General features: G+C 67.5%; 21 protein-coding genes. 12 read left to right on the top strand and 9 right to left on the bottom strand.

The window, feature by feature from the left end; all coding sequences use genetic code 11:
• Window positions 1-38: 38 nt before the first annotated feature.
• Both ASF00_RS01270 and ASF00_RS01265 read right to left on the bottom strand, forming a co-directional pair.
• The gene (locus tag ASF00_RS01270) at window positions 39-1,109 is read right to left on the bottom strand and encodes a substrate-binding domain-containing protein (RefSeq protein WP_055873033.1); all 1,071 of its coding nucleotides are present in this window, start codon (window positions 1,107-1,109) and stop codon (window positions 39-41) included.
• Between the two features lie 46 nt (window positions 1,110-1,155).
• Window positions 1,156-2,382: an ATP-binding protein gene (locus ASF00_RS01265; protein ID WP_055873032.1), complete on the bottom strand. Its 1,227-nt coding sequence runs from the start codon at window positions 2,380-2,382 to the stop codon at window positions 1,156-1,158.
• A gap of 117 nt (window positions 2,383-2,499) precedes the next feature.
• Between ASF00_RS01265 and ASF00_RS01260 the strand changes: the two genes are divergently transcribed.
• From ASF00_RS01260 to ASF00_RS01245, 4 genes are read left to right on the top strand one after another with little or no spacing between them, the layout of a single operon-like run.
• Window positions 2,500-2,934: a hypothetical protein gene (locus ASF00_RS01260; RefSeq protein WP_055873028.1), complete on the top strand. Its 435-nt coding sequence runs from the start codon at window positions 2,500-2,502 to the stop codon at window positions 2,932-2,934.
• A gap of 4 nt (window positions 2,935-2,938) precedes the next feature.
• Complete coding sequence (locus tag ASF00_RS01255; RefSeq protein WP_055873025.1) at window positions 2,939-3,214, top strand: HPr-rel-A system PqqD family peptide chaperone; 276 nt, start codon at window positions 2,939-2,941, stop codon at window positions 3,212-3,214.
• Window positions 3,211-4,071 carry an HprK-related kinase A gene (locus tag ASF00_RS01250; RefSeq protein ID WP_055873023.1) on the top strand — a complete coding sequence of 287 codons (861 nt, stop codon included), beginning with the start codon at window positions 3,211-3,213 and terminating at the stop codon, window positions 4,069-4,071. Before ASF00_RS01255 ends, ASF00_RS01250 begins: the two co-directional genes overlap by 4 nt.
• Window positions 4,056-5,045 carry a nucleotidyltransferase domain-containing protein gene (locus ASF00_RS01245; protein ID WP_055873020.1) on the top strand — a complete coding sequence of 330 codons (990 nt, stop codon included), beginning with the start codon at window positions 4,056-4,058 and terminating at the stop codon, window positions 5,043-5,045. Before ASF00_RS01250 ends, ASF00_RS01245 begins: the two co-directional genes overlap by 16 nt.
• Here ASF00_RS01245 and ASF00_RS01240 read toward each other — a convergent pair.
• Window positions 5,042-5,401: a hypothetical protein gene (locus ASF00_RS01240; protein ID WP_055873017.1), complete on the bottom strand. Its 360-nt coding sequence runs from the start codon at window positions 5,399-5,401 to the stop codon at window positions 5,042-5,044. The genes ASF00_RS01245 and ASF00_RS01240 overlap by 4 nt on opposite strands.
• Window positions 5,398-6,090 carry an HAD-IA family hydrolase gene (locus tag ASF00_RS01235; RefSeq protein WP_055873014.1) on the bottom strand — a complete coding sequence of 231 codons (693 nt, stop codon included), beginning with the start codon at window positions 6,088-6,090 and terminating at the stop codon, window positions 5,398-5,400. The genes ASF00_RS01240 and ASF00_RS01235 overlap by 4 nt, the downstream gene beginning before the upstream one ends.
• Before the next feature lie 62 nt (window positions 6,091-6,152).
• Here ASF00_RS01235 and glmU point away from each other — a divergent pair, with 62 nt between their 5' ends.
• Both glmU and glmS read left to right on the top strand, forming a co-directional pair.
• On the top strand, window positions 6,153-7,571 hold the full coding sequence (gene glmU / locus ASF00_RS01230) for a bifunctional UDP-N-acetylglucosamine diphosphorylase/glucosamine-1-phosphate N-acetyltransferase GlmU (protein ID WP_082463155.1): 1,419 nt from the start codon (window positions 6,153-6,155) through the stop codon (window positions 7,569-7,571).
• A gap of 23 nt (window positions 7,572-7,594) precedes the next feature.
• Complete coding sequence (gene glmS / locus ASF00_RS01225; RefSeq protein WP_055873011.1) at window positions 7,595-9,418, top strand: glutamine--fructose-6-phosphate transaminase (isomerizing); 1,824 nt, start codon at window positions 7,595-7,597, stop codon at window positions 9,416-9,418.
• A 148-nt stretch (window positions 9,419-9,566) separates the two neighbouring features.
• On the opposite strand, the gene ASF00_RS01220 is transcribed toward glmS, so the two are convergent.
• On the bottom strand, window positions 9,567-10,175 hold the full coding sequence (locus tag ASF00_RS01220; protein ID WP_055873008.1) for a Dps family protein: 609 nt from the start codon (window positions 10,173-10,175) through the stop codon (window positions 9,567-9,569).
• A gap of 187 nt (window positions 10,176-10,362) precedes the next feature.
• On the opposite strand from ASF00_RS01220, the gene ASF00_RS01215 reads away from it, so the two are divergent.
• The 3 genes from ASF00_RS01215 to ASF00_RS01205 all read left to right on the top strand — a co-directional run bounded on the left by ASF00_RS01215 (window position 10,363) and on the right by ASF00_RS01205 (window position 15,153).
• Window positions 10,363-11,277: an ROK family protein gene (locus tag ASF00_RS01215; protein ID WP_055873005.1), complete on the top strand. Its 915-nt coding sequence runs from the start codon at window positions 10,363-10,365 to the stop codon at window positions 11,275-11,277.
• A gap of 91 nt (window positions 11,278-11,368) precedes the next feature.
• The gene (locus tag ASF00_RS01210; protein WP_055873002.1) at window positions 11,369-13,270 is read left to right on the top strand and encodes a putative bifunctional diguanylate cyclase/phosphodiesterase; all 1,902 of its coding nucleotides are present in this window, start codon (window positions 11,369-11,371) and stop codon (window positions 13,268-13,270) included.
• A complete protein-coding gene (locus ASF00_RS01205) occupies window positions 13,270-15,153 on the top strand; it encodes a CHASE4 domain-containing protein (protein WP_235525535.1) in 1,884 nt (627 codons plus the stop codon). Before ASF00_RS01210 ends, ASF00_RS01205 begins: the two co-directional genes overlap by 1 nt.
• A gap of 56 nt (window positions 15,154-15,209) precedes the next feature.
• On the opposite strand, the gene ASF00_RS01200 is transcribed toward ASF00_RS01205, so the two are convergent.
• Both ASF00_RS01200 and dinB read right to left on the bottom strand, forming a co-directional pair.
• Window positions 15,210-16,388 carry an SET domain-containing protein gene (locus ASF00_RS01200; RefSeq protein WP_055872999.1) on the bottom strand — a complete coding sequence of 393 codons (1,179 nt, stop codon included), beginning with the start codon at window positions 16,386-16,388 and terminating at the stop codon, window positions 15,210-15,212.
• Between the two features lie 62 nt (window positions 16,389-16,450).
• Window positions 16,451-17,533 (bottom strand): DNA polymerase IV, encoded by a 1,083-nt coding sequence (gene dinB / locus ASF00_RS01195; protein ID WP_055872997.1) that lies wholly within the window; start codon window positions 17,531-17,533, stop codon window positions 16,451-16,453.
• Window positions 17,534-17,632: 99 nt separating this feature from the next.
• On the opposite strand from dinB, the gene ASF00_RS01190 reads away from it, so the two are divergent.
• Entirely contained in the window at window positions 17,633-19,060 is a 1,428-nt protein-coding gene (locus ASF00_RS01190; RefSeq protein ID WP_055872992.1) for a phospholipase D-like domain-containing protein, read from the top strand.
• Between the two features lie 127 nt (window positions 19,061-19,187).
• Here ASF00_RS01190 and ctrA read toward each other — a convergent pair whose 3' ends face one another.
• Window positions 19,188-19,889, bottom strand: a complete 702-nt coding sequence (ctrA, locus tag ASF00_RS01185) for a response regulator transcription factor CtrA (protein ID WP_055872989.1) — start codon at window positions 19,887-19,889, stop codon at window positions 19,188-19,190.
• A 185-nt stretch (window positions 19,890-20,074) separates the two neighbouring features.
• Window positions 20,075-20,968 (bottom strand): LysR family transcriptional regulator, encoded by an 894-nt coding sequence (locus tag ASF00_RS01180; protein WP_055872985.1) that lies wholly within the window; start codon window positions 20,966-20,968, stop codon window positions 20,075-20,077.
• Between the two features lie 129 nt (window positions 20,969-21,097).
• On the opposite strand from ASF00_RS01180, the gene ASF00_RS01175 reads away from it, so the two are divergent.
• Window positions 21,098-21,832: a pirin family protein gene (locus ASF00_RS01175; protein WP_055872982.1), complete on the top strand. Its 735-nt coding sequence runs from the start codon at window positions 21,098-21,100 to the stop codon at window positions 21,830-21,832.
• A gap of 117 nt (window positions 21,833-21,949) precedes the next feature.
• Complete coding sequence (wrbA, locus tag ASF00_RS01170) at window positions 21,950-22,552, top strand: NAD(P)H:quinone oxidoreductase (protein WP_055872979.1); 603 nt, start codon at window positions 21,950-21,952, stop codon at window positions 22,550-22,552.
• Window positions 22,553-22,578: the final 26 nt, after the last annotated feature.

Raw genomic sequence — 22,578 nt, 5'->3', positions numbered from 1 at the left:
CGGGGGAACCAAGGAGGGGAGAGGAGGGAGAGACCGCGTCACTTCAGCACCGCCGGATCGAGCACCGTCTCGTTCGCGATGATCGCGGCCGAGCGCGCCTGGATATCGGCCGGCGCCGCGATCAACCCGCGCTTCACCAGCGGTCCGGTCGTGCCCCAGTTCGCCGCGTACAGTTTCAGCAGATTGCGCAAGCCCGGTATCGCGGTCAGATGCGCCTTCTTCACATAGATATAAAGCGGCCGGGACCCGGGATACGCGTTGTCGGCGATCGTCGCATAGGTCGGCGCGACCCCCGAGATCGACACGCCGTTCACCGCGTCCTTATTCTCTTCGAGATAGCTGTAGCCGAACACGCCGATCGCATTGGGATTCGACTGCAATTTCTGCACGATCAGATTGTCGTTCTCGCCCGCGTCCACATACACGCCGTCCTCGCGGACGCGCGTGCACAACGCCTTGTGCGCCTCCGCATCGGACTTCGCGAGCGCCTTCGCCGAAGGATCGCTATCCTCGCACCCCTTGGTCAGGATCAGCTCGGCGAGCGCATCGCGCGTCCCGCTCGTGGCCGGTGGCCCGTAGACCTGGATCGGCACCGCGGGCAGCGACGGGTTGACGTCGCGCCAGACCCGCGCGGTATTCGTCTTGCCACCCGGACTGGCGGCGAGCGCCTTGTAGAGATCGGTCGGCGTGAGCTGCATCTTCGGGCCGTTCTTCGCCTCGGCGAACGCGATGCCGTCGATTCCGACCTGGATTTCCATCACGTCGCGCACGCCGTTGGCGGCGCAGTCCTTATACTCGCTCGCCTTCATTCGGCGCGACGCGTCCTCGATATCGGGATGCGCGGCACCGATCCCGGCGCAGAACAGCTTCATCCCCGCGCCGGTGCCCGTCGATTCGATCACCGGCGCCTTGGCATCGGGATCGTTGGCGACGAGCTGCTCGGCGATCATCGTCGTGAACGGATAGACGGTCGACGATCCGACCGCGGTGATCTGGTCGCGCGACCCTGCGCCGCCGCCGTTCGCCTGATCGACGCACGCGGCAAGCGCGCCCGACACCGCCCCCAACACCCCTAGAAGAACGATCCGCTGCACCAGAATTCCCGCCATGCACCGGCCTTAGCGGTACTTAAGGCGATCCTGTGTGACAGTCGCGTTACCCTTTTATGACACCGCCTTTTGTCGCGCCGCCGCTCGGTGGCAGGATCACCGAGACGGTGGTGCCAACTCCCACCTGGCTGGCGATGTCGAGCCGCCCGCGGTGCCGCTCGACGATATGCTTGACGATCGCAAGACCGAGGCCGGTGCCACCGAGCGAGCGGCTGCGTCCCGCGTCGGCGCGATAGAAGCGCTCGGTCAGTCGCGGGATGTGGACCGCCGCGATCCCGTCGCCCTCGTCGCGGATCGACAGGCGGATCATGCCGGCATCGTCGCGTTTCAGCGCGATCGTCACCGGCGTCCCCGCGCGACCGTATTTCATCGCGTTGCCGATCAGGTTGTGGAGCATCTGCGACAGCTGGACGCGATCCCCCGATACCGCCGGCAACGCCGAATCGATCGTCGCCATCAGATCCTGCCCACGATCGCCCGCCGCGTCGGCGAGTTCCTCGCAGGTGTCCTCGACCAACTGCGCAAGATCGACCGCCTGGTCGGGCAGGCGGAATTTCTCCGCCTCGATGCGCGACAGCGAGATCAGGTCCTCGACCAGTCGCTGCATCCGCCGCGCCTCGTCATCCATCACCTTCAGGAAGCGCGCGCGGACCTCGGCGTCCTCTCCCGCCTCGTCCCGCAGCGTCTCGATGAAGCCGAGGATCGACGCGAGCGGCGTCCGCAATTCGTGGCTGGCATTGGCGACGAAGTCGATCCGCATCCGCTCGGCGGCGTAATTTCCGGTCTGGTCGACCAGATGGACGATCCGCTGCCCGTCCGACGCCTCGCTCAGCCGCATTTCCCAGCGCTGGTCTCGCGTGCCGAGTCCGACGAGTTCGATCGGGCGTTCGCCGTCAATCGGCCCGGGCGTGCCCAGCCGCTCGGCGGCGGCGGGATGGCGGATCGCGACCCGCGCGTCCTCGCCCAGGATATGCGTGCCAAGCAGCGTCCTGGCCGCGCGATTGGCCAGCGTCACCCGTCCGTCGTGCACCAGCAGCACCGGCGCGACGATCGCATCGAGCACGTCGTCGAGCACCGCTGGCGCGGTAAGCGCGGCGTCGTCGGGGGGCGCATCCTCGTCGCCGGTGCCCGCGGCGACCAGCGCGGCGGCGATCCCGCCGACCACCGCGACGATCGCGCCCTGGATATCGCGGGTGATCGCGAACACCGCGATCGCCGCGACGATGACGACGACGATCGCCCAGAAGGTACGCAGGCCAAATCCCGACAGCATTGTGATCTCCAGGGCGCGGAAGGCATTGCGCGCGTTCGTCCTAGTTCGGTACGATCGGCGCGGCTATATTGTCAGCGCTTCAGGATTATGAAAGGGCTGCGGTATAGCAGGGGCATCATGAGCGACGACACGCGATCCAAGCAGAGCCCGGCAGATGGTTCGGACACCACAGCGCAGACCGGCGTGCCGTCGCGGCGGCGCGTGCTCGCGCTCGGTGCGGTGACGGCCGGCGCGGTGATGTCGATCCGGCCCGCGCTCGCGCAGACCGCAGGATCGGTGCTGAACTGCGAGATTCCCGTCCCCGATGCAAGCCGCGCGGGCAGCTATATCGATGCGGACGGCAGGGTCGTCCCCGCCCGGACGCGCGGGGCGTTCCCGTCGTCACCGCGTCCGTTCAAGGGCGAGGAGGTCAAGCGCGCGATGGCGAATGGCAGCACGCTGCCCGGTACCGATTCGGAGCGTAGCCGTGCCTACGTCAAATATATTCGCCGGTTGCAGCGCGGCCAGGGCGGCTTCACGTGCTTCGCATCGTTGCAGATGCCGCGCGGCTGAGGCCGTGGAGGATGCGGTCTATCGCGCACCGCCGAGCGACGGCCTGCTGATCGCGCCGCTCGACGAGTTCACCGCGGTCTATAACCGTGCGTCGGGGATCACGCATCTGCTGACCGAACCCGCGCCGCAGATCCTGGTTGCGGTGCAGGCGGGCGCGTGGTCGCTCGATGCGCTGCTCGACCGGCTCGGGCGGGATTATGACCTCGCCGACGGCACCCGCGAGGCCCTGACGGCGCGGCTCGACGAACTGATGGAGGCGGGGCTGGTCGAGCGCGTATGAGACACGCGTTTTCCGTGCGGATCGGTCCGGTCGGCTTCCGGATCGGCGCGGACTGGCGCGCACCGATCGCGGAGCTCGAGACGCTGTACCGCGACTATCCCAAGCCGTTGGACGGCGTGCCCGACTTCACCGTCCGTCTGTTCGCGCGTCGACCCTGGCGGCGCTTTCTCCGCCCCTCGGTCGAAATCGGCGGTGACTACATGCTGCCCGAAGCCGCGCCGTTGCCGCTGCGCCAAGGCCTGCTCGCCGCCGAAATGGCGATGAACCTGCAGATGGCCTTGGGCGCGCGGCGGTATCTGTTGCTGCACGCCTCGGCGGTCGAGCGCGATGGCCGGGCACTGTTGATGACCGGCGTTTCGGGGGCGGGCAAGTCGACGCTGGCGACGCTGCTCGCGGCGCGGGGCTGGCGGTTCATGGGGGACGAGTTCGTGCTGCTCGATCCGGTGACGGCGCAGGTCCATGCATTTCCCCGGCTGATCAGCCTGAAGAACGCGGCGATCAGCGCGGCCGAGGCGGCAGCGCCCGACGCAAGGATGGGGCCGCTGTTGCGTGCGACGCCGAAGGGCGACATCCGCCACATGGTCCCCGATGCGCGCGCGATCGCGGCAATGGACGTCCCCGCGCGGCCGGCGTTGCTGGTCTTCCCGCGCTATGGCTTCGAGTCCGAGGCGCGGTCGGTCCCGCCCGGCGAGGCGTTCGTGCGGATGACGCAGGCCTCGACCAACTATGTGTCGCTCGGCGAGGCGGGCTTTCGCGCGTTGACCGGGCTGATCGCCGCGGTGCCGTCGATCGCGGTGGACTATCCCGACGGTACGCGCGCGATCGAACAGGTCGAGGCGCTATGGGCGGATCTGTGACCGACGCGCGCATCTTGGCGCGCACGCTGGCCGACCCTGCGCGGGTCGCCGGGCTCGACGCGGACGGCTGGACCGCGTTGCTGACGATGGCGCGTGCGGAACAGCTGATCGGCACGTTGGCGCTACGGGTCGACGGCTTGCCGATGCCGGGTGCGGTGAAGGCGATCCTTGCCGATGCTCGGGCGGCGGCGGCGCACGGGCGCCGGGCGGCGCTGTGGGAGGCGGAGATGGCACGGCGCGCGCTCGCCGGGCTCGATTGCCCGGTCGTGCTGCTGAAGGGGACTGCGTTCGTCGCGGCCGGGATGGCGGCGGGGCAGGGGCGGTCGATCGGCGATCTGGATATCCTGGTGCCGCGCGCATCGCTCGACGCGGTCGAGGCGGCGCTCCTCGCGGCGGGGTGGGAATGGGTGAAGCCCGATCCGTATGACGACGTCTATTATCGCCGCTGGATGCACGAGCTGCCGCCGCTGATCCACCGCGAGCGCGACCGGATGATCGACGTCCACCACACCATCCTGCCGTTGACCGCGCGGATCACGCCCGACGCAGAGGCGCTGATCACCGATAGCGTTGCGCTCGAGAACGGCCTGCGCACGCTATCCCCCACCGGGATGATCATCCACGCCGCAGCGCATCTGTTCGCCGATGGAGACCTTGCCGGCGGCCTGCGCAATCTCTGGGACATTCGCTGTCTGGTCGACGCGTTCGGCACCGCCGGGCTGGCCGCGGCCGCGCGCCACCACGGCTTGCACCGCGAAGTGGCGCGATCGCTCCGGCTGGTCGACGCGGTGTTCGGTGACGGCATCGCGCGCGGTATCGATCGCCTCTATGTCCGCCGCCTGACCGCGCGAGACGGCTGGGGCCGGCCGATCCGCCCGCTGACCCGGTTCGGTTTCTACATCCGCTCGCACGGGTTGCGGATGCCCCCCGCGATGCTCGCCCGCCACCTTTGGACGAAGTGGCGGAAGGCCTAGTTCAACCGCGCACCACGCCCGCGGCGGACCGACCAGACGACCAGCAACACCACCGCGATCGCCAGCGTGTCGGCGATCCAGTCCTGGATATCGCAATCGCGGTGCAGCGACGGGATCGACTGCAACACCTCGATCATCGCCCCGAGAAACGACAGGCGTTCGCCGATCCGGAACAGCCGCGCGGTCGGAAACGACAGCGCCGCCAGCAAGGCGATCGTCGCAAAGGCGAGCATATGCCCGACCTTGTCGCCGAACTGGTCGATCGGCAGGTGCGGCGGCTTCGGCAGCAGCGCCATCGTCACCGCGAAGATCACGGCCACGACCAGCGCGATACGCGTGAGGCCGGTCCGGTTCATGCGCCGAGCCGGTCCAGCGTCGGCAGCAATTCGTCGTAACCGTCGATCACCGCGTCGGCGCCGAGCTCCGCGACCGGCTGCATCAGGAAGCCGAAGCTGCACGCGATCGTCGGCAGTCCCGCGGCTTGCCCGGCCTTGATGTCGAAGATCGAATCGCCGACGAACGCGGCGCGCCCGCCACCGTTACCGCCGCCGCCATGTTCACGACACAGCTTCACCATCGCATGGATCGGCATCGGCGATGGCTTCGACTCGGGCAGCGTATCGCCGCCGAGGATGCAGGCGAACCGCTCGGTCAGTCCGAGTTCGCCCAGCACGATCCGCGCGAACCGCTCGACCTTGTTGGTCACGATCCCGAGTGTCACGCCCCGCGCCGCCAGCGCGTCGAGCGCGTCGATCGCGCCCGGATAGGGCTTGGTCAGCACGCAGATATGGGCCTCGTAATAAGCGAGCAGCGTGGCGTGCAGCGGGTCGAGCATCGCCTCGTCATAGCCGCCGGTCGCGGTCAGGCCCTGCTTCAGCATGTGACGCGCGCCACCGCCGATCATCGGCTTGACCTGCTCGACGTCGAGCGGGGGCCGGTCGACCGAGGCGAGCGCATGATTGACCGCGGCGGCGAGATCGCCGCTGGTGTCGAGCAGGGTGCCGTCGAGGTCGAAACCGACGATATCGAATGAAAAATGCGTCATTGCGCAGGGGCCTGCCAGCGCCGCTATGGAATTGGCAAGGCTTTCGTGGCAGCGATCCTTCCATGACGACGCTTTCCAACGACCAGCCGATTCCGGGCGATCCCAGCGCTCCCCCCAGCGCCCCCCCTATCGCCCCCCCTATCGCCGTCGTGATCCTCGCCGCGGGTAAGGGGACGCGGATGAAATCGGATCTGCACAAGGTGCTTCACCCGATCGCCGGGCGGCCGATGCTGCTGCATCTGGTCGCGAGCGCCGCGACGCTGCACCCCGCCAAGACGGTCGTCGTGACGGGGGCCGGGCGCGCGCAGGTCGAGGCCGCGGTCGCGCCCTTGGGCATCGCCACCGCGCTTCAGGCGGAACAGCTCGGCACCGGCCATGCCGTTGCGCAGGCGCGCGCGGCACTCGCCGGGTTCGAAGGCGACGTGCTGATCCTCTACGGCGACGTGCCCCTGGTCACCGCCGCGACGATGCAGCGGATGATCGACCGGTTGCATGGTGACGACACGCCGGCCGTAATTGTGCTCGGCTTCCGCCCCGCCGAGCCCGGCGCCTATGGTCGCGTGATCGCCGACGCCGCGGGCCGGATGGACCGGATCGTCGAGTACAAGGACGCGTCGGCGGCGGAACGCGCGGTGACGCTGTGCAATTCCGGGCTGATGGCGGTGCGGTCGACCGACCTGTTCGCACTGCTCGACCGGCTCGGCAACGACAATGCCGCGGGCGAATATTACCTGACCGATATCGTCGGGCTGGCGGGCGAGGATGGCCGCGCCTCCGCCGTGATCGAAACCGGCGCGGACGAAGTCGCCGGCGTCAACAGTCGCGGCGAACTCGCCGGCGTCGAGCGCGCCTGGCAGGCGACGCGACGCGCGCAGGCGATGGCCGACGGCGCCACGCTGATCGCACCCGATACCGTCTGGTTCGCGCACGACACGGTCATCGGCCGCGACGTCGTGATCGAACCCAACGTCGTCTTCGGCCCCGGCGCGCGTGTGGCCGATGGCGCGACGATCCACGCGTTCAGCCATGTCGAGGGCGCAACCGTGGGGGCCGGCGCCAATGTCGGCCCGTTTGCAAGGCTGCGCCCCGGCGCGGACCTGCGTGCGGACGCCAAGGTCGGCAATTTCGTCGAGGTCAAGACGGCCATCATCGGCAAGGGCGCGAAGGTCAGCCACCTGACCTATATCGGCGACGCCGACATCGGTGCGGGCGCGAACATCGGCGCGGGCACGATCACCTGCAATTACGACGGCTATTTCAAATACCGTACGGTCGTCGGCGACGGCGCGTTCATCGGCTCGAACTCCGCACTCGTCGCGCCCGTGACGATCGGCGCGGGCGCGATCGTCGCGGCAGGCTCGGTCGTGACGCAGGACGTCGAGGCCGATGCGCTTGCGCTGGTCCGTCCCCTACAGGTCGCCAGGCCCGGCTGGGCCGCGCGGTTCCGTGAGAAGATGGCAGCCCGCAAGGCCGCCCGATAAGCGCGTTTCTGGAGTAAGATCTGATGTGTGGCATCGTTGGAATTCTGAGCGGCGAAGACGTTGCGGGGCGGTTGCTCGATGGCCTCAAACGCCTCGAATATCGCGGCTATGATTCGGCGGGGATCGCGACCGACCATGACGGCGCGATCGACCGGCGTCGCGCATCGGGCAAGCTCGTCAACCTGGCGAACGAACTCGCCGCGCACCCGCTGCCCGGCAAGACCGGTATCGCGCATACCCGCTGGGCGACGCATGGCGGGCCGACCACCAACAACGCGCACCCGCATGCGACGGGCGAAGTCGCAGTCGTCCACAACGGCATCATCGAGAATTTCAAGCCGCTGCGCGACGAACTGATCGCGCGGGGCCGCACCTTCACCAGCGAGACCGACACCGAAGTCGTCGCGCATCTGGTCAGCGAGAAGGTCGAGGCGGGGATGGACCCCGTGTCCGCGGTCCGCGAGATCCTGCCGCGGTTGCACGGCGCGTTCGCGCTCGCGATCCTGTTCCGTCAGCACCCTGATCTGCTGATCGGCGCGCGGCTTGGCTCACCTCTGGTCGTCGGCCATGGTGACGGTGAAATGTATCTCGGCTCGGACGCGCTCGCGCTCGCCCCGCTGACTCAGCGTATCGCCTATCTCGACGAGGGCGACTGGGTCGTGCTGACGCGCGACGGCGCGCAGGTCTATGACCGCGACAACACGCCCGTCGAGCGCGCGATCACGCTGTCGGGGATTACCGGCGAGGTGATCTCGAAGGGCAACCACAAGCATTATATGCTGAAGGAGATCTACGAGCAGCCGATCGTCGTCGCGCAGACTTTACGCTCGTATCTGAAGCGGATGGAGGGCGAGGTCTCGCTGCCGATCCCCGAGTTCGACCTCTCGACCATCAAGCGCGTGACGATCGTCGCGTGCGGGACGAGCTTCTATGCCGGCATGGTCGCCAAATACTGGTTCGAGCAGTTCGCGCGCGTCCCCGTCGACCTCGATGTCGCCTCCGAATTCCGCTACCGCGCGCCGGTAATGGAGGAGGGCGGCCTTGCGCTGTTCATCTCGCAATCGGGCGAGACCGCGGACACGCTCGCGGCGCTGCGCCACGCCAGGGCCGAGGGGCAGAAGATCGCGGTCGTCGTCAACGTGCCGACCAGTTCGATGGCGCGCGAGGCGGACCTGTTGCTGCCGACGCATGCCGGCCCCGAGATCGGTGTCGCGTCGACCAAGGCTTTCACGTGTCAGCTTGCGGTGCTGGCCGCGCTCGCCGCCAATCTGGCGCGCGCCAAGGGGCTGCTGTCGAAGGACCAGGAGCGCGAGATCGTCCGGCATCTGTCGGAGGCGCCTGCCGCGCTGAACGGCGCGCTGGCGTATGACGAGGCGATCGAGGCGATGGCGCACAACGTCGCCGGCGCGCGCGACGTGCTGTATCTCGGCCGTGGGACGGACTATCCGCTCGCGCTCGAGGGTGCGCTGAAGCTCAAGGAAATCAGCTACATCCACGCCGAGGGCTATGCCGCGGGCGAGATGAAGCACGGGCCGATCGCGCTGATCGACGAGCATGTCCCCGTCATCGTCATCGCACCGTCGGGGCCGTTGTTCGACAAGACCGTCAGCAACATGCAGGAAGTGATGGCGCGCGGCGGCAAGGTCGTGCTGATCTCGGATTACGACGGGATCCAGGCGGCCGGCGAGGGCTGCATGGCGACGATCACGATGCCCAAGGTCCACCCGCTGATCGCGCCTCTGGTCTATGCGGTGCCGGTGCAGCTGCTGGCGTATCACGTCGCGGTGCTCAAGGGCACGGACGTGGATCAGCCGCGTAATCTGGCGAAGAGCGTTACCGTCGAATAACGGGCTTCGCTTTCCGGCGCGCCAAACCCCCACGTCATCCTGACGAAAGTCAGGATGGCGTGGGGAGGGCGGAACGGGTTACGGTGTGCAAGCCGAGCGACGTAATTCCCCGCATCCCCTCAAACGAGGGAATGCGGGGCAGCCCGGCTTACTTGTCGTCGCGGACCAGTTCGGTGGCGGCGAGATGCTCGGCGAGGAACCACACCTGCGGCTCGTGCGTGCGGATGATGTTGCTCACCAGCAGGTCGTTGGTGCCGTCGTCGCCCGACTCGTCGGCGGCTTCGGCGCCCTCGTGCGCCTGGCGCAGGATGATCTCATGCGCTTCGAGCAGCCGCGCGAGCTGCGTCGGCACGTCCTCGCGGCCCTTGGGCGGACGGGGGATCGTCGTCATCTCGGCGACGTCGTGCGCCATCGCGATCGAGATGCCGCCCAGCGCCATGATCCGCTCGGCGACCAGATCGACCAGCGCCGCCTGCTCCTCGTAATGCTTGTCGAGCAGCAAATGGAGCTGGTAGAAGGTTGCGCCCGACATCTGCCAGTGATGTTTCTTGTACATGTCGCGGAGCGTCATCGTGTCCGCGAGAACCTGGTTCAGCGTTGCGACGCTCTGCGCGCGGGCATTGTCCTCGAGCGCGATCGGCAGGCGCTTGAGCGTGCCGTACGGCTGGATCTCGCGATACTCGACCTTGTACTGTGGCTGTGCCTCGGCCGAGACGGCGCCAGCGATATCGGTAGGCTTGGGGGGCTTCTTTGCCATCGCAAATTCCTGTCTGTTTGGATGAACTCGACAGGCATAACGCACGATCGGGCAGATCGACAGCAGACGAAATCATCGTTCACTGTGAATGGCCGGACCTGCCTCGCGCTGCGCGCGCCGCGCGTCCCTCTTGACGGGAGCGCGCGGGCAAAGGAAGCGGGCGGGCACGAAATGTTGGGAGTTTGGGATGACGGAAGCACCTCTGGTCGCAGGTATCGAACTCGGCGGGACCAAATGCATCTGCATCCTTGCGCGAGGTCCCGATCAGATTGAGGAAACCGTGCGTATCCCGACCACCCGTCCCGAAGAGACGATGGCGGCGATCGAGGCCGTGCTCGACCGGTGGAGCGGGTTCGTGGCGATCGGGATCGCCAGCTTTGGTCCGGTTTCGATCGATCGCCATTCGCATGATTACGGCCACATCACGTCGACGCCCAAGCCGGGCTGGGCGGGCACCGATGTCGCGGGTCGGTTGCAGCGCCGCTACGGCGTGCCGACCGGGTTTCACAGCGACGTCGTCGGCGCGGCGCTGGCCGAGGCGTTCTGGGGCGCGGCGAAGGGGCTGCCCGATATCGCCTATGTCACCGTCGGCACCGGCGTCGGCGCCGGCATGATCGCGAACCATCGCCCGGTCGATGGACTGACGCACTCCGAACTCGGCCATATCCGACCCGCGCGGTTCCAAGGCGACGACTGGATCGGCAATTGCCCGTTCCACGGTGCCTGCATCGAGGGGCTCGTCGCCGGCCCGGCGATCGCCGCGCGGATCGGCCATCCCGCGGACGAGGCGCCTGCCGAGCATCCGGTGTGGGATGGCGTCGCCGACGCGCTGGGGCAGCTGTGCCATACGCTGGTGCTGACGGGGATCCCGCGGCGGATCGTCATGGGCGGCGGCGTGATGGGGGCGTCGCATTTGTTCCCCCGCGTCCGTGCGGCGATGACGCGCAGCCTGGGCGGCTATATCACGCTGCCCGAGGTCGCGCTGACCGACACGTTCATCGTCCCCCCCGCGCTCGGCAACAATGCCGGACCGCTCGGTGCGATCGTGCTGGGGGCGCAAGCGCTGGGCCATCATCTCGAAACGTCGTTTACGGCCTCTTAACCGCATCTCGTTACCGCTCGATAGGAAGAGTTGGAGGCACCAACGCCATCGCCGGACGGCGAAGGCCGGGCCCGGCGAGGAGCGGTTTTCGATGCACATTCTGATCGTGGACGACGAGCCGGCGATGCACGACAGCTACCGGCGGAGCTTCGCCGGTCAGCGGTCTGACGGGGCCGACGCGCTCGACGCGATGGCCGCCGAACTGTTTGGCGACGACGTGGTCGAACCGGTCGACGATGCGCCGGCGTTCGCGGTGACGCATTGCGACCAGGGGCTCGATGCGGTCGCCGCGGTCGAACGGGCGTTGGCGCAGGGCACGCCGTTCGCGGTCGCGTTCATCGACGTGCGGATGCCACCGGGGATCGATGGCCGCGAGACGGCCAGGCGGATCCGCGCGCTCGACCCGGCGATCAACATCGTCATCGTCACGGGCTTTTCGGATTTCTCGCCGGTCGAGATCAGCAAGGTTGCGGGCCCCGCCGACAAGATCTTCTACATCGCCAAGCCGTTCGAGGTCGCCGAGATCGTCCAGACCGCGACCGCGCTGGCGCAGCGCTGGCAGAACGACCGCGACCTGGCGACCGCGCGCGACCTGCTGGCGGCGCAAGTGGTGCAGCTCGAGGAACAGGCCGCCGAACTCGCCGCGAACGAAAGCCGCGCGATCCATATCGCGACGCATGATTCGCTGACCGATGCGCCCAACCGGCTCGCATTCCTCCGCGCGCTGGCGGCACGGACCCGCAGCGACGGGCTGTTCGCCACCGTCATGATCGATCTCGATCGGTTCAAGCTGGTCAACGACACGCTGGGACATCTGGCGGGCGACGCGCTGATCCGCGAGATCTGCGCGATCCTCCACCGCGCGACCCCCGACGGCGCGCTGGTCGCCCGGCTTGGCGGCGACGAATTCGGGATCCTGTTCGAGCCTTCGGGCGAGGCGGCGGCGGTGATGGCCTGCGAACTGATCGTCGCGGCCTGCTCGGTCAGTATCCAGGTGTTCGGCAATTCGGTTCAGGGCGGCGCATCCGCGGGACTCGTCGTCACCGCGGGCGGCGAGGGGCGCGATCCGGTCGACGTCATGCGCCGCGCCGATCTGGCGCTCAACGACGCCAAGCGCGGCGGACGCGGCATCGTCCGGCTGTTCGACGAAAGCATGGACGAGGGCATCCGCTTCCGCCGCCGGGTCGAGGGCGGCCTGAGCCAGGCGATCGCGAAGGGCGAGCTCAGCCTGGTCTATCAGCCGATCGTCTCGCGCGATGCGATCGAGGTGGTCGGGTTCGAGGCGCTGGTGCGCTGGAACACCAGGGAATACGGGCCGATGAGCCCCGCCACCTTCATTCCGATCGCGGAGGAATCGAACCTCATCCACGAACTCGGCGACTGGGTGCTGCGCGAGGCGCTCGAAGTGCCCAAGCAATGGCCGGGGCAATATGTCTCGGTGAACTTCTCGCCGCGCCAGTTCCGCCGCCACAATTTCGTCGGCCACATCATGGAGAGCGTCCAGCGCGCCGGGATCGCGCCCGCGCGGCTCCAGATCGAGATCACCGAAACCGCGATCTTCGACGATGCCGAGCGCGCCGCCGACACGCTCTACAAGCTGCGCCAGATGGGCTTCCGGATCGCGCTCGACGATTTCGGCACGGGCTATTCGAGCCTCTACAACATCCGCAAGTTCGCGCTCGACTGTCTCAAGATCGACAAGTCGTTCATCGACGGGATGGGCCGTGAGCGCGAAAGCGCGGCGATCGTCCATTCGATCATCCATCTCGGCCGCGCGCTCGGGCTCGGCGTGATCGCGGAGGGCGTCGAGACCGAGGCGCAGGTCCAGGCCTTGCGCCTGGCGGGTGCCAGCCACCTCCAGGGCTATTTCTTCTCGCGGCCGGTGACCGCCGATCGCGCGCTGGCGATGGCGCAGGCGGGGACGCTGATCGGCAGGGACGACGTCTCGAGCGAGGGCCTGCCGATCCGCCAGACCTTCGGGATGCGTGGCTGATGCCATCCGCGGCGATGGGCCGGTTGCCGCCAGCGGTCGGACGCCAGTTCGGACGGATGCGGACGCCCTCGTCGCTGGGCGCCAAGCTGGTGCTGATCATGACCGCGGTCGGGCTGGTCGCGGCAGTGGCGATCACGCTGCTGCTCGCCGGCATCATCACGCCGAGCTTCACCAAGCTGGAGGACAAGGCGATCGCCGGGCATGTCGAGCGGACCCGCGCGGCGCTGTCCGAATACGCCGCCAAGGTCGAGAACGCGGTCCGGGATTATGGCGACTGGAACGACAGCTATGCGTATATGGCGCATCCCGATGCACGGTTCGAACGCGAGAGTTTCTCGCCGCTCGCGATGAGCAACATCGGCGTCGATGGCATGGCCTATGTCACGCCTGGCGGCCGTATCGTCATCGCCCGCTGGCGTGATCCGGTCAGTGGTGTCGAGCGCCCGGCGTTGCGCGCCCGGTTGACCGCGATGATCGGCCGCACGGATCTCGGGCGCGTCGTCGGTCGACAGAGTTCCGGGCGTTTCTACGCGCGGGTGGGCGACCGGGTGGCGGCAATCGGTGTCGCGCGTGTCCGTCGGTCGGACGGCAGCGGCGATGCCCGCGGCTATGTGCTGATGGCGCGGGCGATCACCTCGCGACAGATCTCGGCGCTGCTCCAGCTCAACGCACGGATCGATCTCGCCGCGATCGCAGACCGCGGGACGGTGACGCCGACCCGGTCGAAGCTGACGATCGCGGTGCCGATCCCGGGGGCGGACGGCCACGCCGTCGCCAGCACGCGGTTCAGCGTCCCGCGCGAGGTGTCACTGCTCGGCCGGCGCATGCTGCTGCTCGCCGTCGCGGGCTCGACGATGCTGTTGCTGCTGGTGCTGATCGTGCTGCGACGGATGATCGAGCGGCTGGTGCTGCGTCCGCTCCACCGCGTCGAGGGTCATATGCAGCGGGTGCGCGCGTCGGGCTCGCTTGCGTTGCTCGAGGAAGACGGCCGGCGCGACGAGGTCGGGTCGCTCGGCCGCAGCTTCAATGCGATGCTGCGGCAGTTGAAGGACCTGCGCGAGCAGATCGAGGTGCAGTCGTTCGACCTGGGCCGCAGCGAAAGCGCGGTCGCGGTGATGCACAATGTCCGCAACGCGCTCAATCCGATCAGCACCATCCTCAGCCAGGGTATCGCGCAACCGGCGCCGGTCGACCGTACGACGATCGACCGCGCGATCGGCGAACTCGCGCGCAGCGACATGCCCGACGCGCGCCGCCAGAAGCTCGCCGCGTTCGTCGCCGCCGCGCTAGAGGCGGAAATCGCCAACCGCGAAGCCACGCGCCGCGAGCTGACGATCGGGCGCGAAGCGATGGCGCACGTCCTGGAAATCATCGGTCAGCAGCAGCGGGCGGCGCACGAACGCCCCGTGCTGGAGGTGTGCGACGTGAGCGACATCATCGCGCGCAACGCGACGATCGCGCGCTATTCGCAAGGGGCGTCGATCGCGTTCAGCTTCCCCGCCGGGCCGAGCCCGGTGCTGGCGAGCCGCGTGATCCTCAGCCAGGTGATCGGCAATCTGTTCGGCAATGCGGTCGAATCGATCGTCGCGCGCGGCACCGGCAGCGGTTCGATCGCGGCGACGATCACGCAGGCGGACGACCGCGTGACGATCGCGATCCGCGACGACGGCGAGGGGTTCTCGCCCGAGATCGCCGCGACGCTGTTCCAACGCGGATTCTCGACACGCGCGCACAAGTCGGGCGGTCTGGGGCTGCACTGGTGCGCCAATTCGATGAATGCGATGGAGGGCTCGCTCAAGCTCGAGAGCGACGGGCCGGGGCTCGGCGCGGTGGCGATCCTGACGCTGCACGCAGGGGATCAGGCGTTGGCCCAGGCGGCCTAGATCGACGTCGTCGCCCCGGGCCAAGTCCGGGAATGACGGCGGAAATGACGGCGGGGTTAGGCCGCCCGCACGTCGGGTGTCACGTCGCGCAGATACGGCGCGACCATGTCACGTTCCAAAAACCAGCGCTGCCGCTCGATGGGCAGCGTCTCGAACCCGCCGATCGTCCCGCGACATGCCGCGCTGCCGCACGCACACGGCATCCGCCACGCGGGCAGCGACAGCGTCGTCGAATAATCCCACGCGATCTCCTCGCCCGGCGCGATATCGCGGAGCGCGATCAGGATCACGCCATCGTCGCCGAATCTGAGACCTGTATTGGGCGCGCAGCTATGATTGATCAGGTCGTCGATCCGTCCCGATGGCCCCATGAAGCTGTCCGCGGTGATCTGCACGAAGCGGTCGTCGGTGCCCTGCATCAGCGCGGGGACGCGATCCGCGCCGACGCGTCGCCCCGAGAAGCGGATCACCGTCTCGCCCTGCGCGAACCCGGCGGCGGCATAGACTGCCTTGCCGAGATGCGTCTCGCCGACCGCGAACAGGTTCGCCGCGGGCCGATACGCGTCGAGAATGAAGAACCGGCCACGTCGCAGCCCGAACGATCGCACCGGATTGATCGTCGCGAGCCCGACCATGAACCACACGCTCGCATGGCAGAGCAGCTCGACCAGGATATAGCCATACTCGCCGACCCCCGAGCCGTGCGTCCGCGTCGCCAGCAACAGCGTCGCAAGATCGCCGAGCGTCCACAATCCCCAGGCGGGCGAGCGTTCGCGCGCGCGATCCTCCCACACGCTCTGCCAGGTCGGCCAGAAGCTGATCGGGACCGCCGCGACGACCAGCATATGCGCCCAGAATGTCTCGTGGAACGCCACCCACAACAGGATCGCGGCGAACGCGGCGGCCATGCACGCCGTCTCGCTCGGCGTCGGCGCACGCCACCGCGAGCGCCGCCACATCACCAGCGTCACCACCGCACAGGCGAGGGCGGACAATCCGAAGATCCAGCTTTGCGGCGCGTTCGGGTTGACCGCTGCATAGGTTGCGGCCTCGATTCCCGTGGCGGCGCTCCAGATCAGCCATGACGCGCGATTGGGCTCGACCAGATGCCGCTGCAATCCAGCGAGATAGAGCGTATAGCCCGCCGCACTCAGACCCATTGCGATGATGAACCAGAGTTCGATCGCCCTATCCCCCGTTTCCCCGGATCGGAAGGTAAACGCGCGGTGAACCATCGTCTACGGGAAAGCATCCCCGCCGCTCGCTCGCTCGCTCGCGCGCGCAGAGCGGGTCGCCGTCATAGCAGGCTCGGCTGAACCTCGTCGTCGTCGCCGACGATCCCCGACAGCGTCAAACCCAGCAGGCGCACCCCGTCGGGCACGGGCAATTGCGCCATCAGCAATTCCAGCCCTGCTGCAAGGAACGCCGCCTTGTCCGTCACCGCGCCGTGCGAGGACCGCGCCCGCGTGATTGTCCGGAAATCGGCGTGGCGCAGTTTCAGCGTGATCGTCCGCCCGCGCGTGCCATGCCGCTCGATCCGCACCCATGCCGCATCCGCAACCCGGTCGAGCGCCGCGCGCAGGTCGTCGGGGTCGCTCAGATTGGTCTCGAACGTGCGCTCCGCCCCGACCGACTTTGCCGTTCGATCGACCCGCACCGGTCGATGATCGATCCCGCGCGCCGCGCCATACAGATACCCCGCATAACTGCCGAAATGCTGCTGGAGGAACGCGAGGCTCTGCGCGACCAGGTCGGCGCCGGTCAGGATTCCGAGCCGCTCCATCTTCTGCGCGGTGACCGGACCGACGCCGTGGAACCGCTTGACCGGCAGCGACTGGACGAACGCCGCCCCGCGTTTCGGCGTGATGATGCACATCCCGTCGGGCTTGTTCTGGTCAGAGGCCAGCTTGGCGATGAACTTGTTGTAGCTCACCCCCGCAGAGGCGGTCAGCCCGGTATCCGCCTTGATCCGCGCGCGGATTTCCTCTGCGATCGCCGCCGCGGTGCCTAGGCCGCGGATGTCCTCGGTCACGTCGAGATACGCCTCGTCGAGCGACAGCGGTTCGACCAGCGCGGTATAATCGGCGAAGATCGCGCGGATCTGGTCGGACACGCCACGGTACACGTCGAACCGCGGCGGGACGAAGACGAGGTCGGGGCAGCGCCGGATCGCGGTCACCGAAGGCATCGCGCTGCGCACGCCAAAGGCCCGCGCCTCGTAGCTCGCCGCCGCGACGACGCCGCGCGCGCGTGAGCCGCCGACCGCGACCGGCCTGCCCCGCAGCGAGGGATCGTCGCGCTGTTCCACCGACGCATAGAAGGCGTCCATGTCGACATGGATCACCTTGCGCTGGGCGGGAGGCTGGGTAGGAGGAAGCATCAGCGCGTTAGATAGGCGCGCGGCGCGCGGTGATACAGGTGCATCCGCAACCAATCGCGCAGCCATGGGTACTGCCGACGGGCATACGAAGGGACGCGAATGCAGGTCGGGACGGAATGCTGGCGGGTCGAGCGCGCCGAACAGATGGCGGTCATCGTCGATGCGGAGAAGTATTTCCGCACCGCGCGGGTCGCGATGATGGCGGCCAAGCGCCGCATTCTGCTGATCGGATGGGACTTCGACGCACGGATCGAGCTCGAGCCCGGCGTCGACCGGCCCGGCGAGCCCAAGAAGCTCGGCGACTTCATGCTGTGGCTGGTCGAGCGCGAACCCGAGCTCGAGGTGTTCGTGCTGCGCTGGGACACCGGCGCGATCAAGTCGCTGTTCCGTGGCTCGACGATCTTCACGATGCTGAAATGGATGAAGCACAAGCGCATCCACACCAAGCTCGACGGGCATCACCCGACCGCTGCATCGCATCACCAGAAGATCGTCATCATCGACGATGCGCTGGCGTTCTGCGGCGGGATCGACATGACCGGGGACCGCTGGGACACACGCGATCACCGCGATGACGAACCGCACCGCGTCCAGCCATCGGGCAAGCCCTATAAACCGTGGCATGACGCGATCAGCGCGGTGCAGGGGCCGATCGCGCATGCGCTCGGCGAACTGTTCCGGCGCCGCTGGCATCTTGCCGGGGGCATGAAGATGGCGGCGGGCAAGCCGGGCGGTACGCTCTGGCCCGAGGGGCTCGAGGTCGATTTTCACGACGTCGACGTCGCGATCGCCCGCAGCGAACCCGAAATGTCCGATCAGGTCCCGGTCTATGAGAGCGAGGCGCTGTTCCTCGGCCAGATCGCGCGCGCCAAACGGCATCTTTATATCGAGAGTCAGTATTTCGCGTCGCGCAAGATCGCCGAGGCGGTCGCCAAGCGGCTCGGCGAGGCCAATGGCCCCGAGATCGTGATCATCAACCCGACCACCGCGCAGGGCTGGCTCGAACCGATCGCGATGGATACCGCGCGCGCGCGGCTGATGGAGGCGCTGCACCGGCGCGACACTTATGGCCGGCTGCGGATGTACCACCCGTACACGGCCGGTGGCGAAGCGATCTATTGCCACGCCAAGATCCTGATCGCCGATGAGGACGTGTTCCGGCTCGGTTCTTCGAACATGAACAACCGGTCATTGCGTCTCGACACCGAATGCGATCTGGCGATTCGGGCCAGCGACGAAGCGACGACCAAGGGTATCGCCGCGATCCGCGACGGGCTGATCGCCGAGCATCTCGGCGTCGACGTGTCGGTGGTGAGCGATCTTATCGCGCAGACCGGCTCGCTGATCGCGACGATCGAGCGGCTGCGCGGCGCGGGCAGGACGCTGCAGCCCTATGAGGTCCCCGATCTGACATCCGTCGAGGAATGGCTGGCGGACAACGAAGTGCTCGATCCCGAGGGGCCCGCGGAGATGTTCGAGTCGCTCGACAAGCGCGGGCTGTTCCGGCGGTGGCGCCGCAGGAAATAAGGGGCGGTCTTCGATCCTCCCTCTGGCGGGGGATTGTGAATGCCTCGTTTGCCGCCGCGCAAAAATGCGAAAGGCCGCGGCACCCCCCGGTACCGCGGCCTCCTGCTCTCCCGAACCTACAGGGGAGTTACGCGACCTGGGCTTCGAGCACCTCGTCGGGTTCGCGCAGCACATAGCCGCGACCCCAGACGGTCTCGATGTAATTCTCGCCATCGCACGCCAGGCTGAGCTTCTTGCGGAGCTTGCAGATGAACACGTCGATGATCTTGAGTTCGGGCTCGTCCATCCCGCCATAGAGATGGTTCAGGAACATTTCCTTGGTGAGCGTCGTGCCCTTGCGGAGCGACAGCAGCTCGAGCATCGCATATTCCTTGCCGGTCAGGTGGACGCGGCTGCCATCGACCTCGACCGTCTTGGCGTCGAGATTGACCGCGAGCTTGCCGGTCCGGATGACCGACTGGCTGTGCCCCTTCGAGCGGCGGACGACGGCGTGGATGCGCGCGACCAGTTCCTCGCGGTGGAACGGCTTGGTGACGTAGTCGTCGGCGCCGAAGCCGAAGCTGCGGACCTTCGAATCCATCTCGTTGACCCCCGACAGGATCAGCACCGGCGTCGACACGCGCGCGACCCGGAGGCGCTTCAGCACGTCATAGCCGTGCATGTCGGGCAGGTTCAGGTCGAGCAGGATGATATCGTAATCATACAGCTTGCCCAGATCGAGGCCTTCTTCCCCGAGATCGGTGATGTAGACGTTGAACCCTTCGGTCGTCAGCATCAGTTCGATCGCCTTCGCCGTGGTCGGCTCGTCCTCGATCAGCAGCACCCGCATGCGTCGTCCCCTGTTCGCGAAACCGCCCGACACCCCATGTCAGCAGCTCGACTTCGATTCATTAACCACACAAGCTCTGAAGGCAAAAGGTTAATTTCGAGCTAAGGCTGACGTTCGAGCGGGTTGGCACGCGACGTGGAGACGCGCGTGCGCAAGACCGTGCTGCGACCCGCGCGCGGCTCGGGTCATTGCGTATCGCGCAGGCGTTTCGTCAGGAACGCGATCAAGGCTTCGACGCGGGCGGGTCTCAGCGGACTCGGCGGGGTGAGCAGGTGGAGGCCGATCGGGGCGGGGGCCCAGTCGACCAGGATCGGCACCAGCGCACCGCTGGCGAGCGCCGCACCGACGATGAACGCGGGCAGTCGCGCGATGCCCAGACCGGCGACCAGCGCGGGAAGGATCGCTTCGCCACTGTTCGCGGTCAGCGGCCCCTGCGCCCGCACCGACACCTCTGCCCCCCCGGGCCCTTGGAAGCGCCACGGTCCGACGACGTTGGAATAGCCGAACAATCGATGCTCGCCGAGTTGTGCCGGGTGGGTCGGCGTCCCGTGCTCCGCGAGATAGCGTGGTGCGGCGACGATATGCGCGTGGATCGTGCAGAGCCGGCGTGCGCGGAGCGAACTGTCGGGCAGTTCGGCGATGCGGAGCGCAACGTCGAACCCCTCGGCGACGATGTCGACGCGCGCATCCGACAGATGCAGGTCGACCTCAATCCCGGGATGCGCGGCGAGGAATTCGGCGAGCAACGGCGCGACGTTGGTGATCCCGAAGCTCATCGGTGCGGCGAGCCGAACGCGGCCGGTGGGAGCACTGGCGGCGTCGTTGGCGGACTCCTCCGCGAGCCGCGCCTCGGCCAGGATGCGCGCGGCGTGTTCCGCGAGCGGCTTGCCGGCTTCGGTCAGCGCGAGCCGGCGCGATGTGCGGTGGAACAGCGACTGGCCGAGATGTGCTTCCAGCCGCGTGATCGCCTTCGAGACGGTCGCCTTGCTCAGCCCGATTGCATCGGCGGCGGCGCTGAACGAGCGATGTTCGACGACGCTGGCGAAGATCGCCCAGGCTTCGAGATCGGGCAGGCGCATAAGGGGGCTCTCCGCCGGGGTGGTTGATCCGACCATCGCTACGCTAGCACCGAAACGATCGGTTTCCAGCGTTTCTATTTACGTCGCGATCGCTCCCCTTATCTTGGCTGCAACCAGTGGAGACCTATCATGACGACCACGACCCTGACCAAGATCGCCGACACCGCCGTCGAGCGTCGACCGTTCGAAAGCCTCGGCCATGCCGATCATGGCTGGCTCAATGCCCGCCACCATTTCTCGTTCGCCAGCTATTACGACCCGGCGCGGATGGGCTGGGGCGCGATCCGCGTGTGGAACGACGACCAGATCGCCGCCAATTCGGGCTTCCCCCCACATCCGCACCAGGACATGGAGATCATCACCTATGTCCGCAGCGGGGCGATCACGCACCAGGATTCGCTCGGCAACACGGGCCGCACCGAGGCGGGCGACGTCCAGGTGATGAGCGCCGGCACCGGCGTCCGCCACGCCGAATACAACCTCGAGCCCGAGACGACGACGATCTTTCAGATCTGGATCGAGCCTTCGCGTAAGGGTGGCTCGCCGAGCTGGGGTGCCAAGCCGTTTCCGAAGGGCGAGCGGTCGGGGCAGTTCGTGACGCTCGCCAGCGGGTTCGAGGGCGACGGCGATGCCTTGCCGATCCGCGCGAATGCCCGTGTCCTGGCGGCGACGCTCAAGGCCGGCGACAGCGTCGACTATGCCATCGAGGACGGGCGCCACGTGTATCTGGTGCCGGCGACGGGCGCGATCACGATCGGCGACGAAGCGTTCGACGCACGCGACGGCGCGGCGCTGCACGGCGGTCAGACTGTCACGATCACGGCACAGGATGATGCCGAGATCGTTCTGGTCGACTCGGAATAAGCGCGCGGCGACCTGATCCGTCACATCGGCGAAAGCTGAGATACGCGGTTCGGGCCGCCGCATTCACCTGATGAAGATCCCAGCATCGGCTGGGTACGTCGATAAAGGAGACTGACAATGACCAAGGTTCTCGTGCTCTATTACTCGTCCTACGGCCATATCGAGCAGATGGCGGATGCGGTTGCCGAGGGCGCCCGCGCCGGGGGTGCCGACGTCGATATCCGCCGGGTCGCCGAAACCGCGCCACAGTCGGTGGTCGAGGCGGCGCACTTCAAGACCGATACCGCGCATGCCGAGATCGAGGGCCCCGCCGCGCTCGAGCAGTATGACGCGATCATCGTCGGCGCGCCGACCCGCTTCGGCCGGATGCCCGCGCAGATGGCGCAGTTCTGGGATACGACCGGTGGGCAGTGGTTCTCCGGCGCGCTGGTCGGCAAGGTCGGCGGTGCCTTCACCTCGACCGCGAGCCAGCATGGCGGCCAGGAGACGACGCTGTTCTCGATCATCACCAACCTGCTGCATCACGGCATGACGATCGTCGGCCTCGATTACGGGTTTAAGGCGCAGATGGGCGTCGACACGGTCAAGGGCGGCTCGCCCTACGGCGCGACGACGATCTCGGATGGCGATGGCAGCCGCATGCCGAGCACCGAAGAACTCGATGGTGCCCGCTATCAGGGCAAGCGGATCGCCGAGACGGCGGCCAAGCTGACCGCCTGATTAGAGAGGCGACGCGGGCGCCCACG

The organism is Sphingomonas sp. Leaf34 (assembly GCF_001421805.1).
Lineage (GTDB): Bacteria > Pseudomonadota > Alphaproteobacteria > Sphingomonadales > Sphingomonadaceae > Sphingomonas.
Note: the sequence above shows the minus strand (reverse complement) of the source record. Positions and strands in the feature narration are given on the sequence as shown.